General features: G+C 74.8%; 4 protein-coding genes. 3 read left to right on the forward strand and 1 reads right to left on the reverse strand.

The annotated features are described in order from the left end of the window. The first annotated feature begins 224 nt into the window (after nucleotides 1–224). Genes ABZ079_RS27560 through ccrA form a run of 3 tightly spaced genes read left to right on the forward strand, consistent with a single transcriptional unit; the run spans nucleotide 225 to nucleotide 14,063 of the window. Nucleotides 225–8,954, forward strand: coding sequence for an amino acid adenylation domain-containing protein (locus ABZ079_RS27560; protein ID WP_356942135.1), 8,730 nt, complete (start codon nucleotides 225–227; stop codon nucleotides 8,952–8,954). Beyond that, on the forward strand, nucleotides 8,947–12,831 hold the full coding sequence (locus ABZ079_RS27565; RefSeq protein WP_356942136.1) for a beta-ketoacyl synthase N-terminal-like domain-containing protein: 3,885 nt from the start codon (nucleotides 8,947–8,949) through the stop codon (nucleotides 12,829–12,831). The genes ABZ079_RS27560 and ABZ079_RS27565 overlap by 8 nt, the downstream gene beginning before the upstream one ends. Beyond that, nucleotides 12,828–14,063 (forward strand): crotonyl-CoA carboxylase/reductase, encoded by a 1,236-nt coding sequence (gene ccrA, locus ABZ079_RS27570; protein WP_356942137.1) that lies wholly within the window; start codon nucleotides 12,828–12,830, stop codon nucleotides 14,061–14,063. The genes ABZ079_RS27565 and ccrA overlap by 4 nt, the downstream gene beginning before the upstream one ends. Nucleotides 14,064–14,124: 61 nt before the next feature. Here the strand turns inward: ccrA and ABZ079_RS27575 are convergent, their stop codons facing one another. Beyond that, nucleotides 14,125–14,790 carry a 4'-phosphopantetheinyl transferase superfamily protein gene (locus tag ABZ079_RS27575; protein WP_356942148.1) on the reverse strand — a complete coding sequence of 222 codons (666 nt, stop codon included), beginning with the start codon at nucleotides 14,788–14,790 and terminating at the stop codon, nucleotides 14,125–14,127. Nucleotides 14,791–14,884: the final 94 nt, after the last annotated feature.

Consider the following 14,884-nt stretch of genomic DNA (forward strand, 5'->3'; position numbering starts at 1 on the left):
GGGAAACACTTGAATTCGCCCGCGCCGGGCCGGACGGGCTTGACCGGGTCCGCCCGGATGTCACAGCGTGAGGACCTCGTCAACCGGCGGTGGGGCCGCGACATGGCCACGCCCTCGGCGTGCGACCGTCCTTTCCCGCCCCATGGGCCGAGGTCGCACCCCTGTCCGACCGGCCGGGCTCTTCCCGGCCGGGACATTACGGCTTGCCACGTGAGGGTTGTGCTATGTCACTCCACGAGGAGTCACTCCACGAGGACGAACGTCGACCGCTGTCCGGAGCCCAGGAAGGCCTCTGGTACGCGCAGCGGCTGGCACCCGACAGCGCCGCGTACAACACCGCGGAGGCGGTGGAAATCCACGGCGCCCTCGACACCGGTCTGTTCGAGACCGCGCTGCGCCGCACCGTGGGCGAGGCCGGTACCTTCGCGCTGCGCTTCCTCGACACGGACGACGGCCCCCGATGCCACCCGGCACCGGACGCCGACGACTGGCCGCTGCACCAGGTCGACGTCAGCGACGCCGACGATCCGGAGGGCGCCGCGTGGGAGCTGATCCGCACGGACCTGGCCACCCCGGTGGACCCGGACAAGGGCCCGCTGTTCTCGCACACCCTCCTCACCCTCGCCGCCGATCGGCACATCTGGCTGCTGAGGGCCCATCACATCCTCCTCGACGGCTACAGCTACAAGCTCCTCGGCCGTCGCCTCGCCGACACCTACACCGCGCTCACCGAAGGACGTGAGCCCGCCCCCAGCGGCTTCGCGCCCGTGAGCCGGCTGCGGAGCGAGGAGGAGGCCTACCTTGCCTCCCCCCGCTGCGCTCGCGACCGCGGACACTGGACGCGGCGGCTGGCCGGACTGCCGGAGCCCGCGCGGCTCACCCGCCGCACGGCCGCCCCGCACGCCCCGTTCCTGCGTCACACCGCGGAAGTGGACGCCGCCGACGCGGAGGCCCTGTCCGCCGCCGCGGCCCGGCTGGACGTCACGCGCACCGACCTGCTGACCGCCGCCGTCGCCGCCTACCTGCACCGCATGACCGGCGCCGACGACCTCGTGCTGGGCATGGCCACGATGAGCCGGCTCGGCAGCGCGGCCCTGCGCACCCCGGGCACCACCTCCGACGTCCTGCCGCTGCGCGTGGCCGCCACTCCCGGCACACCCCTCGCCGACTTCGCGCGGGCGGTGGCCGCGGAACTGGCGGCGCTGCGCCGACACCAGCAGTACCGGGGCGAGTTCATCCGCCGCGACCTGGGACTGCTCGGGACCGGGCGCCGGCTGTACGGTCCGGTGCTGAACATCGTCCCGTTCACCGAGACCCTGGCCTTCGGCGGGCACCCGGCGAGCTGGCACCACCTCTCCGGCGGCGCCGTCGACGACCTCCAGATCACCGTGAGGCCGGGTAACCGGCCCGGCGGGCTCTGGCTGGCCTTCGACGCCAACCCCGCCCTGTACGACGAGGACGAACTCGCCCTCCACCGCGACCGGTTCCTGGCCCTGCTGCGCCGGCTGGCGAAGGCCGCGCCCACGACACCGCTCGGGGAGCTGGACCTGCTCCTGCCCGGCGAGCACCTGCGCGACCGGCCCGTGCGGGACTTCCCCGTCACCGCGACGCTCACCGATCTGTTCCGGCGGCAGGTGCACGCCCGGCCCGAGCAGGTGGCGGTCACTCACGAAGGCGAAGAGCTCACCTACGCCGAACTCGACGCCGAGGCCAACCGGCTGGCCCGGCTCCTGGCCGAGCGCGGCGCGGGGCCCGGCCGGGTGGTGGCGCTGGCGCTGCACCGGAGCCTGCGGCTGCTACCGGCCCTGCTGGCAGTCCTCAAGACCGGCGCCGCCTACCTTCCCATGGACCCCGGCCACCCGGCGCAACGCCTGCGGCTGGTCATGGAGGACGCGGCCCCCCTCCTCCTCGTCACCGAGGCCGGCCTCGCCGAACGCCTCGGCGACGGTGTCCCCGCCGTCGTCCTGGACGACCCAGCGGTCGCGGCGGACCTCGCCGCTCGGCCGGCCGACGACCTGACCGACACCGACCGCACGGGCCCGACGAGCCCGGCGGACATCGCGTACATCATCCACACGTCCGGCTCCACCGGCCGCCCCAAGGGCGTGCCCGTCGCGCACGCGAACGTCGTCCGGCTCTTCGCCGCGGCGGCCGAGCACTTCGACTTCGGCGCGGACGACGTCTGGACACTGTTCCACTCCTACGCCTTCGACTTCTCGGTGTGGGAGATCTGGGGCGCCCTCCTGCACGGCGGCCGGCTCGTCGTCGTACCGTACGCCGTCAGCCGCTCCCCCCGGGACTTCCTGAGACTGCTGCACCACGAGGGCGTCACCGTCCTCAACCAGACGCCGTCCGCCTTCGAGCAGCTGATGGACGCGGACAGCGCACAGCCCCCCGGCACTTCACCGGCCCTTGCGGGCGCGCTGCGCCACGTCGTCTTCGGCGGGGAGGCCCTGCGCCCCGGGCGGCTGCGCCCGTGGGCTGGCCGGCACGGCCTCGACCGCCCGGCACTGGTGAACATGTACGGCATCACCGAGACGACCGTGCACGTCACCCACCACCGCATCACCCCGGCCGACCTGGAGGACCCCCGCCGCGGAAGCGTCATCGGCACGCCACTGGCCGATCTACGGGTGTACCTGCTGGACTCCGAGGGCCGGCCGGTGCCGCCGGGCGCCGTCGGCGAGATGTACGTCGCCGGCGCGGGCGTGGCCGCCGGGTACCTGCACCGGCCCGAGCTGACCGCCGAGCGGTTCCTCGACGACCCCTTCGGGCCGCCGGGCGGCCGCATGTACCGCTCCGGCGACCTGGCCCGGCGCCGCGCCGACGGCACCCTCGACTACCTCGGCCGAGCCGACCAGCAGGTACAACTGCGCGGCTTCCGCGTCGAACCCGGCGAGATCGAAGCCGTCCTCGCCCGGCACCCGCGGATCTCCCGGGCCGTCGTCGTCGTACGCCGCGCCGACAACGGCGCCCAGCAGCTCGTCGCCTACACCGTGGCCGCCGGCGGCCGGCCGCCGAGCCCCGCCGAGCTGCGCGCCCACGCCGCCGCCCACCTGCCCGACCACATGGTCCCCGCGGCCTGCGTGCCCGTCGAGACCCTTCCGCTGACCGCCAACGGCAAACTCGATGTCGACGCCCTGCCCGCGCCCGACTTCACCGCCGCAGCGGCCGGCGCACGCCCCGCGACCGCCGAGCAGACGCTGGTGTGCGGCCTGTTCGAGGAGGTGCTGCGGCTGCCCCGGGACACGGTCGGCACGGACGCCAACTTCTTCGACCTGGGCGGCGACTCGCTGCTCGCCACCCGTCTGCTGGCCCGCCTCCGGCATGAGACCAGCGCCGAGGTGCCCATCACCGCCCTGTTCGAGGGACCGACCCCCGCCGCCCTCGGGCAGCGGCTCGGCGACCGGCCCGGCACCGCTCACGGGCGCCCCGTCCTCGGCGAGGCGGACCGCCCCGAACGCGTTCCGCTGTCGTTCGCCCAGGAGCGCATGTGGTTCCTGAACCGGCTCGACGACTCGACGGCGACGTACAACATCCCGCTGGTCGTACCGCTCGGGCCCGCCGTGGACACCGGGGCGCTGCGCGCGGCGCTGGCCGACCTCGCCGACCGGCACGAGAGCCTGCGGACCGTGTTCGCCGAGAGCGAGGGCGTGCCGTACCAGCGGATCCTGCCGCCGGGAGAGCTGCGCCCGCGGCTGCGCTGTGTGGACTGCCCGGCCGACGAGGTCGACGCGCACGTCACCGCGGCCTCCCGGCACCGCTTCGACCTGACCGCCGAAAGCGCCCTACAGGTCTGGCTGTTCGGGACCGGCGGGCAGCGGACACTGCTGCTCGTGCTGCACCACAGCGCGGCCGACGGCTGGTCGCTGCGGCCCCTCGCCGACGACCTGAACGCCGCTTACGCGGCGCGCCGCGCGGGGACGGCCCCCACGTGGCAGGCACTGCCGGTGCAGTACGCGGACTACACCCTCTGGCAGCGTGCCCTGCTCGCGCCCGAACCGGACGGCACGGGACGCCCGGAGCGGCTGACCGCGCACTGGCGCGCGGCACTCGCCGGCCTGCCCGAGGAGTGCACCCTGCCCGGCGACCGGCCCCGTCCGGCTGCACCTCGCGGCGGCGCCCATGTCACGCAGCACGTGGACGCCGCCCTCCACCGGAACCTTCTGGGCCTCGCTGAGCGCGAGGGCGCCAGCCTCTTCATGGTGCTGCACGCCGCGGTCAGCGCCCTGCTCACCCGCTGCGGCGCCGGAGAGGACATCGTGGTCGGCGCTCCGGTCGCCGGCCGTTCGGAACCCGGCCTGGACGACCTGATCGGTCTGATCACCAACACCCTCGTGCTGCGCGCCGACACCTCCGGCGACCCGGGCTTCCGTGAACTGCTGGCGCGGCTGCGCCCGGGCGACCTGGCCGCCCTGGACCATCAGGACCTGCCCTTCGACCGGCTGGTGGACGAACTCAACCCGCCACGCGTGCCCGGCCGCCACCCACTGTTCCAGGTCATGCTGGCCCTGCAGAACAACGAACCCGCCGTGCTCCGGCTGGACGAGCGGGAGGTGCCGCTGCGGCCCACCGCCACCGGCACCGCCAAGTTCGACCTCTTCGTCGACGTCCTCGAACGGCACACCCCGGACGGCACCCCCGAGGGTCTCGAGCTGCATGTCGAGTACGCCACCGACCTCTACGACGCGGCCACGGCCGAGGACTTCGCGCGCGCCCTGCGCCGCTTGCTGCACACCGTGTGCGCGGACCCGGACGTGCGGCTCGGCGGGCTCCCGGCGCCGGGGCCCCGCACCTGCGCCGCGGTGCGCCCGGCCGGCGCCGCCGAGCTGGAGGACGCGGCGCTGTCCGTGCCCGGCATCCGCGACGCGGCCGCCCTGCCCGCGGCCGACGGCAGCCCGCCACGGCTGTTCGTGGTACCGGGCCGCGCGGACGCCACCGAAGGCGTCGAACGGACCCTGGACCGGACCGGCGCCGGCACCGTGCGCGTCACCGCGGTCAACGCACTGCCCCGGACCGCCGACGGCGCTCTCGACACAGCCGCCCTCGACGCCCTGCCCCTGGTCGACGGCGCCGCGGCCGAGGCCTGGCAGCAGCGGCTCTCCCACATCGCCGGCGTGGGCACGGCGGAGGTCGTGGTGGAGAACGCCCCCGGGGAACTGGGCCGCCGGCACGCCGGACCGCCACGCCGCACCCCGCAACCGGCACCGGCCGGCAGCGCCCCCACGGCAACCGACGCGAAACCGGCGCTCAGCGAGGGACCGGAGCCGGCCGAACCCTCCGTGCCCGGCTGGGCCCAGGCCCTGGTACGCGCCGCCGAGCGGGCCCGGGGCGACATCGTGCACGTGCACGCCGACGGCGGCGAGACGCGGCGCGACTACGCGTCCCTCGTCACCGAAGCCTCCCGGGTCCTCGCGGGGCTGAGGCGGGCCGGGCTGCGCCCGGGCGACCAGGTGATCCTCCAGTGCGACGCGAGCCAGGACTTCCTCGCCGTGCTGTGGGGCTGCATCCTCGGCGGTTTCGTCGCCGTCCCGCTGACCGTTCCCGCCTCCTACGCCACGCCCTCGGCGGCGCTCACCAAGCTGGAGGGCATCTGGCGGATGCTCGGCCGGCCCCGGATCGTGTGCTCGCCCGGACTCGAGTCCGGCCTGCGCGACCTGGCGGACCGGCAGCACTGGCCCGCCCTGCGGCTGACGACGGCCGACGCTCTCAGGGACGCACCCGAGGACCGCGACTGGTACGCCGCCGAGCCGGACGACCTCATCCTGATGCTGATGACCTCCGGCAGCACGGGGCTGCCCAAGGCGGTGCGCCTGACCCACCGCAACGTGCTGGCCCGGTCCGCCGCCACCGAGGCCGTGAACGGACTCGGCGAGCGGGACGTCTCCCTGAACTGGATTCCGCTCGACCATGTCACCGGCGTGGTGATGTTCCACCTGAGGGACGTGTACCTGGGCTGCCGGCAGGTCCATGCGCCCACGTCCTGGATCCTCCGGGAGCCGCTTCGCTGGATGGACCTCGCCCACCGGCACCGGGTCACCGTCACCTGGGCCCCCAACTTCGCCTTCGGACTGCTGGCCGAACAGGCCCACCGTTTCCGGGACCGGGAGTGGGACCTGACGCCGATGCGGCTGGTGATGAACGCCGGCGAGGTCGTCGTGGCCACCGCCGCTCGCGGATTCCTGCACGCGCTACGGCCCTTCGGGCTGCCGCAGGACGTGATGCATCCCGGCTGGGGCATGTCGGAGACCTGCTCGGTGGTCACCGACTCCGTCCTGCCGGCAGAGCCGACGGGCACCGACGAGACGTTCGTCAGCTGCGGCCTGCCCTACCCCGGCTTCGCCATGCGGATCGTCGACGAGCACACCACGCTGCTGGCCGAGGGCGACGTGGGCCGGCTCCAGGTCCGCGGCACCTCCGTGACCGGCGGCTACCACGACAACGCGGCCGCCGACGCCGAGGCGTTCACCGACGACGGCTGGTTCGACACCGGCGACCTGGCGTTCCTGCGCGACGGCGAGCTGTACATCACCGGCCGCGCCAAGGACGTCATCATCGTCAACGGCGTCAACCACTACAGCCACGAGATCGAAGCCTGCGTCGAGGAACTGCCCTGCGTCGTCCGCAGCTTCACCGCCGCCTGCGCGGTCCGCTCCGACCCGTCCCGGCCCACCGACGAACTCGCCCTGTTCTTCCACCTCGCCCCGGGACCCGACCGAGCCGCCGCGCTGCGGGAGATCGCCGGCAAGGTGACCCGGGAGATCGGCGTCAGCCCCGCCTTCCTCGTCCCGGTCGACACCGGCGACATCCCGAAGACCGAGATCGGCAAGATCCAGCGGACCAAGCTGCGCAAGAGGTTCGAGGCGGGCGACTTCGACGAAGCGGTCCGCGGAGCCCAGCTGTTGCTGGGCACCGCCGCGACCCTGCCCGACTGGTTCCTGCGGCCGGTATGGCAGCGGGCCGAGCAGCACCGCCCGCGAGCCGCGGCGGCCGGCCGGCACACCCTCGTCCTGGCGGGCGGCGACCCGAGGGCGCGGGACCTCGCCGAACGCCTCGCCCGGTCGCTGCGCGCCGACGGCGGCCTGTGCACCCTGGTCACCGACGGCGCGTCGTACGCGCGGCTGGACGCCGCCCACTACCGGATCCGGCCCGCCGAGGACGCCGACCACGCGGCGCTGCTGCGGGCCCTGGACGCCGACCAGCGGCCGGTCGACGGCATCGTGCACCTCGGCGCGCTGCACACCGGCCCGGCCGACGAGGCATCACCCGACGAGCCGGGCGTCGCCTCCCTGCTGACGCTCGCCCGGGCCCTCGCCGCCCGGCCCGGCGGACCGGGCCCGGCCCACCTGCTGTACGTGACGGCGGGCGCCCAGGCGGTCACCGGGCAGGACCGTCCCGCCCCGGCACACGCCATGGCCGGCGCCGTACTGAAGTCACTGCCCGAGGAGCTGGGCCGGCTGCGCTGCGTCCACCTCGACCTCGACCCGAACGGCGACGAGGACGTCGTACCCCTGCTGTCGGCCGAAGCGGTGAACACACCCGCCGACACGGAGGTCGCCCGGCGCGGCGGACAACGCTACGTCCGCCGACTGGCCGCGCCACCCGACCCGGCAGCTCGCGAGGAACCGTCCGCCGTCGAGGGCTTCCACCTGATCAGCGGGGGACTGGGCGGTGTCGGCACCGCACTCGCCGCCCACCTCCTCCAGACGCCCGGCACCCGGCTCCTGCTCCTCGGGCGTACGCCGCTGCCCGCGGAGGACACCTGGGAGCGGCACCTGGCCGACGGGGCGCCCATGGCCGCCCGCGTCGAGGCCTACCGGCGGCTGCGGGAACTCGGCGACGTGCGGTACCTGTGCGCCGATGTCACCGACGAACGCCAGGTGAGGGCGGCGGTCGACGCGGCCACCGAGGCATGGGGCATGCCCCTGGTGTCGGTACTGCACCTGGCCGGCGCCCTCGTCGAACGACCCGTCGGTGAACTGGACGCCGCCGCCTGGCACGAGGCACTGGACGCGAAGGCCCGCGGCGCCTGGACCCTGCACCGCGTCACCGCAAACCACCCGGTCACCTCCTTCGTCACCTTCTCCTCGGTGAACGGCTACTTCGGCGGCGCCATGAACACCGCCTACGCCGCGGCCAACGCCTACCTCGACGCGCTCGCCCTGCACCGCCGCGCCCTCGGCCTGCCCGCGCAGAGCCTGGCCTGGAGCATGTGGCACGAGCGCGGCATGAGCAGTGGCTACCGGCTCGCCCCGCTCACCGAGGCCCGCGGCTACCGGCTGCTGGACACCACCGCCGCGCTGCGCTCCTTCGACCTCGCCCGTACCCTCGACGAACCCCACCTGCTGATCGGCGCCGACCGCACCGCCCCCTGGGTGCGCAGCCATGTGCTCGAACCCGCCCGACAGGTGCGGCGGCTGGCCGGACGCGTCGCCCTGGAGGAGGGCGCCGACCTCGGCGCGCTGTACCGGGCGGCGGCCGGCGCCGCCGACTGCGACCACTGGGTGCTGCGCGCGGCCGGCAGCGCCGAGCAGCCGGTGGCGGTCTCCGACGCGGGGGAGCGGCTGATCGGCCTGGAGAACCGGCTCGCCGAGCTGTGGTGCGCCGTCCTGGGCCGCGACCGGGTGGGCCGGGACGAGAACTTCTTCGATCTGGGCGGCAATTCACTGCTCCTGATCGCCGCCCAGAGCGCCGTCAACCAGGCCTTCGGCCGCGAGCTGCCGGTCGTCGACCTGTTCGCGCACCCCACCGTGCGCGACCTGGCCCGTCACCTGGCGGCCCTGACCGGGCCGCAGACCGTGGGCGACCCGCGGGCGGCGGACCCGGAGACGTCGCCCCAGCGTGCCGGGACCCCGCCGAGCGGGCTGGACCGCGCCAAGGAACAAGCCCAGCGGCAGCGCGCGGCCCGTGCCCGCCGCTCCGCACGGCACGGGAAGGACCGAGGCGATGCATGAGACCACCCCACCGCAGGACGAGCAGGCACCCGCCGTCGCCGTGATCGGCATGGCCGGCCGATTCCCCGGCGCGGACGACCTGGACGCGTTCTGGGACAACCTGGCCGCCGGACGCGAGTCGGTGCGGCCCATCACCGACGAGGAGTTCCTGGCCGCCGGCGGAGACCGACGCGACCTGGACGACCCGTCGCTGGTCCGCATGGCGTCGGTCGTGGAGGGAATGGACCGCTTCGACTCCGGGTTCTTCGGCTACAGCCCCGCCGAGGCAGCCGTCGTCGACCCCCAGCAGCGGTTGCTGCTGGAGACGGCCTACCACGCGCTGGAGGACGGCGGCTGCCTCGGTCCCACCGCCGACAACGGCACCTTCGGCGTGTACGCGGGCAGCGGTGACAGCCGCTACTACCCCGCCCACGTGCATCCGCGGTACGCCGGGCAGCCCGGGTCGGTGGAACTGGTGCACGCGGCCACCGCCAACTCCCTCGGCACGCTCGCCACCCGCGTCTCCTACGAGCTGGGGCTGACGGGCCCGAGCGTGTCGCTGCAGACGGCCTGCTCCACCGCGCTCGTGGCGGTGCACACCGCCTGCCAGGATCTGCTCGACTACCGGTGCGACACCGCGCTCGCCGCCGCCGCCTCCCTCAACCCCTCGGCACTGCTCGGCTACCGGTACGTGCCCGACGGTCCCTTCTCACCCGACGGCCACTGCCGTGCGTTCGCCGCGGACGCCGCCGGCACCTCCTCCGGCGACGGCGTCGGCGCCGTCGTCCTCAAACGGCTGGAGGACGCCCTGGCGGCCGGCGACCGCATCCGGGCCGTCGTCCGGGGCAGCTCCGTCAACAACGACGGGCGCCGCAAGGTCGGCTTCAGCGCGCCGAGCGCCGCCGGACAGACCGAGGTCGTCCTGGCCGCACAGGCCCAGGCGATGGTCGCAGCCGACACCATCGGCCTGGTCGAGGCGCACGGCACCGCCACCCGGCTCGGCGACCCCATCGAAGTGTCCGCGCTCACCGAGGCCTTCCGGCAGTCCACGCGGCGACGCGGCTACTGCGCCCTGGGCTCGGTGAAGACCAACATCGGCCACCTGGGAGCGGCCGCCGGGATCGCCGGGTTCATCAAGACGGTCCTCGCCCTGGAACACCGGCAGATCCCACCCAGCCTGCACTTCGAACAGCCCAACCCGCTGATCGACTTCGCCGCCGGCCCCTTCCGGGTGCCCACCGCCCTGGAGGACTGGCCCGCCGCGGACCACCCGCGGCGGGCCGCGATCAGCGCCTTCGGCATCGGCGGCACCAACGCCCACGTCATCCTGGAGGAGGCACCGCGCCCCCTGCCCGCCCCGCCGCGTGCGCCCGAGGACGGCCGCCGCCTGGTGCTGCCGCTGTCCGCGCGCACGTCCGGCGCCCTGCGCGGCCAGGCCGAGGGGCTCGCCCGCCACCTGGAGCGGCGGCCGGACCTGCGCCTGGACGACGTCGCGCACTCCCTGCGCACCGGCCGGCCTGCGCTGCGCCACCGCCTGGCGGTGACGGCCGCCTCCCGAGACGAGGCCCTGTCGGCGCTGCGCACCGCCGTACCCGGCACCCCGCCCCGGTCGGACGAGCCCACCCAGGTGGCGTTCCTGCTGCCGGGCGGCGGCACCCAGTACCCGGGCATGGGAGCGGAGCTCTACCGCGAGTACGACGTCTACCGCGACGCCGTCGACGAGTGCGCGCGCATCCTGCGCCCCGTTCTCGGTGCCGATCTGCGCACCCCCCTGTACGAGCAGCGGCAGTCCGACGACACGAGCGTGTTCCTCGCCCTGGTGGTGACCGAATACGCCCTCGCCCGCACCCTCATGGCGGCCGGCGTGCGCCCGGACGCGCTCATCGGCCACTCGCTCGGCGAGTACACGGCCGCCTGCCTGGCCGGGACCATCGACCTCGACGACATGCTGCCCCTGGTCACCGAGCGGATCCGCCTGATCAGCTCCGCCGGCGGGGCGACCGTCGGGGTGGCGGCGCCGGTCGAGGAGGTGCTGCCGCTCCTCGACGGCGAGCTGTCCCTGGCCGCGGTGAACGGCCCCGCCGCCTGCACCGTCGCCGGACACGACGCCGCCGTGGCGCGTCTGGAGACCGAACTGGCCCGCCGGGAGATGCCGTTCCGCCGGCTGCGCATACCCGCCGCCGCCCACTCCCACGTCCTGGACCCGGTGCTGGAGACGTACGAGAAACATCTGCGCGGCGTCACCCTGCGCCCACCCCGGATCCCGTTCGTCACCAACGTCACCGGTACCTGGATCACCGACGCCCAGGCGACCTCCGTCCGGCACTGGATCGACCACACCCGCCACACGGTGCGGTTCGCCGACGGCATCACGGCCCTGTGGCAGCGCGGGCGCCCCGTCCTGGTGGAGATCGGACCGGCGGACACCCTGACCAAGCTGGCCATGGCCCAGCTGGCGCCCGAGACACCGGTGACGGTGACCACCATGCGGCACGCCAAGGCCGACGCCGCCGACGGGTTCGTGCTCGCCGAGGCGCTGGGACAGCTGTGGAGCGCGGGCGTGGACACCGCGCTGCCGCCGGTGCCGGGAACGCCCCGGCGGGTACCTCTGCCCCCCTACGCGTTCGAACGGCACCGCCACTGGATCGACGCCCCCGGCGCCCGCACCGACCCGGGCACGCCGGACCCCGCTGCCGCGGCGGACACCGGGCCGGTCCTCGGTCCGCGGCCCCGGCTCACGACCGAGCACATGCCCCCGCGTACCGACCTCGAACAGGTGGTCACCCGGATGTGGGAGGAGACCCTCGGCATCGGCGGCATCGGCGTGCACGACAACTTCTTCGACCTGGGCGGCGACTCGATGCGCGCCGTCCTGCTGGCGGGCCGGCTGCGGCAGGCAGGCGTGCTCGACGTCCCCGCCGCGGCGCTGCTGGCCGCGCCCACCGTCGCCGGTGTCCTCGCCGCGACCGACGACACCGGCGCGCAGCCGGTGCGCGGCGGCGTGAACGCCCTCGGACCGCTGCTGCCGCTGCGCACCGAGGGCAGTGCCGCACCGCTGTTCTGCGTCCACCCCGGGGCAGGCGTGGCCTGGCGTTACACCGGCCTGCTGCCCCACCTGGGCGGCGACCAGCCGGTCTACGGCATCCAGGCCGCGGGTCTCGACGGCTCCCGGCCGCCCGCACGGGACGCCGCCGCCATGGTCGCCTCCTACGTCGACCTCGTCCGCGATGTGCAACCGCACGGCCCCTACCGGCTGCTGGGCTGGTCGTACGGCGGATTCGTGGCACACGCGATGGCCTGCGCCCTGCAGGAGCGGGGCGAGCGGGTGGAACTGCTGGCGATGCTGGACGCCCCGCAGCCGTACGGCACCGGATACGACGCCGCGGCCGCCGAACGGCAGGTGGCGGCCCTGCTGATGAGGGTGGCCGGCCTGCCGGCGGAGCCGAACGCGGCCGAACCCCCGGACGTGGCCGCCGTCCTCGACCGCATCGACGCGAACGTGACGGCGGATCCGACGAGTTCGCCGGTGACCCGCGCGGAGGCGGCGGCCATCGCCGCGGTCATGCGGAACAACCTGCGCATCGCGCCCCAGTTCGGGCCCGGCGTCTTCCGCGGAGACGTGCTGTTCTTCAGCGCGGCCCAGGAGCGGGCCACGGACTTCCACGGCGACCTGGCCGTGCTGCCCGGCAAGGCCGACGGCTGGCGGCCCCACGTCGACGGGACCCTCCACACCCACCGTGTGCCGTGCGGGCACTACGAGATGACCGAAACCGAACCCATCGCGTTGATCGGCGCCGCGGTCGCCAAGGCGCTGCGCCGGGCCGGCGACCCGCCCACCGGCCCCACACCCGTCCTCCCGCCCCCAGGGGGCCCCGACCGTCCAGGAGATCCCACGTGACCGCGATCGCGACCCAGGACCTCTACGCACTCGGAGACGCGCCGGAACTCGGCACCGTGCCGAGGAAGATGTTCGCCTCGCTCATCCGCCGTGAACGCTACGGGCAGCCCGTTGACGCCTTCCGCACCGAGATCGTCGACGTGCCCCCGGTCCGGCGCGGGCAGGTGCTCGTCAAGGTGATGGCGGCCGGCGTCAACTACAACAACGTCTGGGCGGCGCTGGGACACCCGCTCGACGTGATCGCCGCCCGGCAGAAGGCCGGTGCCGCCGAGGACTTCCATATCGGTGGCTCCGACCTGTCCGGCATCGTGTGGGCCGTGGGCGAGGACGTGCGCGGCGTGCGGCTCGGCGACGAGGTCGTCGTGCTCGCCAGCCGCTGGGACGAGTCGGCCGAGGACATCCGCCTCGGCGGCGACCCGGCCTTCTCCACCACCCAGCGGGTGTGGGGATACGAGGAGAACTACGGATCCTTCGCCCAGTTCGCGGTCGTCGACGACTACATGTGCCACCCGAAGCCCGCCCGGCTGTCCTGGGCGGAGGCCGCCTGCTACATGGCGACGGCGGCCACCGCCTACCGTCAGCTGTTCGGCTGGGAGCCGCACACGGTCCGGCCCGGCGACCCGGTGCTGATCTGGGGAGGCGCCGGCGGCCTCGGCAGCATCGCCATCCAACTCGTCCGGCACGTCGGCGGCATCCCGGTCGCGGTCGTCTCCAGCGAGGAGCGCGGCGAGTTCTGCGTGAGGCTCGGCGCCAAGGGGTGGATCGACCGGCGTGAGTTCGAGCACTGGGGCCGGATGCCGGACACGTCGGACGAGGCGGCGATGGGCCGCTGGCTGGCCGGGGCCCGCGCCTTCGGGCGTCGCTTCTGGGAGGTGCTCGGCGAGCGGCGCAGCCCGCGCGTCGTGCTGGAGCACTCGGGAGCCGACACCATTCCCACGTCCATGTACCTGTGCGACAACGGGGGCATGGTGGTCATCTGCGGCGGCACCACCGGCTACAACGGCGACGTGGACCTGCGGTTTCTGTGGATGCGGCAGAAGCGCCTGCAGGGCTCGCACGTGGCGAGCGCCCGCGAGGCACGGGAGGTGACCCGGCTGATCGACCAGGGCGTCGTCGACCCGTGTCTGTCACGGACCTTCGGGTTCGAGGAGATCGGCCTGGCGCACCAGCTCATCCATGACAACCGCCACCCGGCGGGGAACATGGCGGTCCTGGTCAACGCGCCGGCGTAGCGGACCATGCGGGGGCCGGCGGGCGAGCCGCCGGCCCCCTGTGCGCAGGTGGGCCGCGCGGTCAGCGGCCGGCCCAGCCGAGGACCGTACTGAAGACGCCCGGGCCGGCCGCGATCACGTGGACGTGCACGGCGAGTCCCGCATGGGCCCGCGCCTCGACCCGGAACCCGTCCGCGCGCGGCGACGCCCGCAGGTCTCGCAGGCTCCTCAGCGCACCGCCGGCCAGGTCCTCCTGGTGCGTGTGCAGGGCCTTCCACGCGGCTTCCTTCGCCGAGAACAGCGACGTCACCGACCACGGTGTGGCCCCCGGCCGGGTGGCGCGCAGCAGTTCCTCCTCGTCCTCGCGCAGCACCAGCCGGGCCGCGCCGGCCGGAAGCGGACGCAGTTCCAGATCACAGCCGAGCGGGGTGTCACGACCCGGCGCGCGGGCCACGGCGACCGCGACGCCCGCACTGTGCGAGATCGACGCCGCCCGTCCGGGCGGGAAGCGCGGCAGCCGGCCCGCACGCGGAATCTCCCCGCAGTCCAGCCCCACCGCGCGCAGCGCACGGCGTGCGGCGAGCCGGCCGGCGAGGAACTCCAGACGGCGGTGCGGCGGCATCGAAGCGACCGCGGACGCTTCGCCGGGCCCGGCGGGCGCGAGGCGCGGTTCGGTGCTGACGGCGACTCCAGGACCGAGCCCGGCCGCCGCCAGCTCCGGCCGCAGCCCGCGCAGTCGGGCGGACACGAGGGAGCCCCGTCCGGCCGCCGCGTCGGCGCGGCGGCCGGCGCGCGCCGTGGCGGGGCGGGGGTCCGGCCGCCGCCCGGGCAAGCCGGGAGGG

Source organism: Streptomyces sp. NPDC006314 (genome assembly GCF_040613075.1).
Classification (GTDB): domain Bacteria; phylum Actinomycetota; class Actinomycetes; order Streptomycetales; family Streptomycetaceae; genus Streptomyces.

What these genes read in the sequence shown, in the direction of transcription:
- ABZ079_RS27560 (WP_356942135.1), top strand. Translation starts at nt 225, where the DNA reads ATGTCACTCCACGAGGAGTCACTCCACGAGGACGAACGTCGACCGCTG.
- ABZ079_RS27565 (WP_356942136.1), top strand. Translation starts at nt 8,947, where the DNA reads ATGCATGAGACCACCCCACCGCAGGACGAGCAGGCACCCGCCGTCGCC.